We start from the raw sequence: 1,025 nt of genomic DNA on the forward strand, positions 1-1,025 counted from the left end.
GCCAAGCCTCAGACCTTGCTTGAGGAAGAACGATTCACACTACTGTCACTGCCGATAGCTGAGTGCTCATTTAGCCCATTACCCGTTCGCCAGTCAGTTGTGCCGATAGAAAGCTTTCAACATCCTTTATCTACTTATGATGCGCTGTTGGAGGTGAGAGCATGAACATACAGATGACTCGTATCGAAGCGGCTTGTGAATCCCTAAAGCTCAATGCGATAAGTAATGAATGGGCTGGAATAGCCAAAACAACGCTAAACAATGAGCAGAGCCTTGGGGACTTTTTAGAATCGCTACTGAATGTAGAACTGGAAGCTAGGGCAGAAAAAACACGAGCAGCACTGATGAAGTTCGCTGGCTTCCCAATGCAGAAAACCTTCGAAGAATACGATTTTACATTCGCAACTGGCGCACCGAAGAACCAACTTCGAGAGCTTACGGGGCTTGCCTTTATAGAACGAAAAGAAAACATTGTCTTGCTTGGGCCAAGTGGTGTTGGTAAGAGCCACTTAGCCGTGAGCCTTGGTCAAATGGCTGTGCAAAAAAGCATTAAAACTCGCTTCGTCACGGCGGCAGACTTAATGTTACAGCTCGCCACAGCAAAGAAACAGGGCAGACTGGAGAGCTACCTTAAAAGAAGTGTACTGGCACCGAGACTGTTAATCGTCGATGAAATCGGCTATCTCCCATTCGGTAGGGAGGAAGCAAACTTGTTCTTTAACGTCATAGCTAAGCGCTACGAACAAGGCAGTATTATCGTGACGAGTAATTTACCCTTCTCACAATGGTCTAATGCATTCGCTGATGATACGACTCTAACGGCAGCCTTGCTTGACCGCTTATTACATCACTCTCATATCGTTCAGATCAGTGGCGAGAGTTATCGACTAAAAGGCAAAAAAGCAGCGGGTGTCCTACCAGCAATATTAGACACTGGAAATAAGTGATCTTAACTATGTGGGTGGGTCAGTTTTAGATCGGCGATAACGCCGTAAAGTGGGTCAGTTTTAAGTCGGCGTTGACAA

General features: G+C 46.1%; 1 protein-coding gene. It reads left to right on the forward strand.

The features are described 5' to 3' along the window. The first annotated feature begins 161 nt into the window (after positions 1-161). The gene (gene istB / locus RH88_RS00725) at positions 162-947 is read left to right on the forward strand and encodes an IS21-like element helper ATPase IstB (protein WP_005592761.1); all 786 of its coding nucleotides are present in this window, start codon (positions 162-164) and stop codon (positions 945-947) included. The last annotated feature ends 78 nt before the right edge of the window (positions 948-1,025 follow it).

This window comes from Vibrio scophthalmi LMG 19158 (assembly GCF_000222585.1).
Classification (GTDB): domain Bacteria; phylum Pseudomonadota; class Gammaproteobacteria; order Enterobacterales; family Vibrionaceae; genus Vibrio; species Vibrio scophthalmi.

Coding starts and splice junctions, on each gene's coding strand:
- istB (WP_005592761.1), top strand. CDS start 162: ATGAACATACAGATGACTCGTATCGAAGCGGCTTGTGAATCCCTAAAG.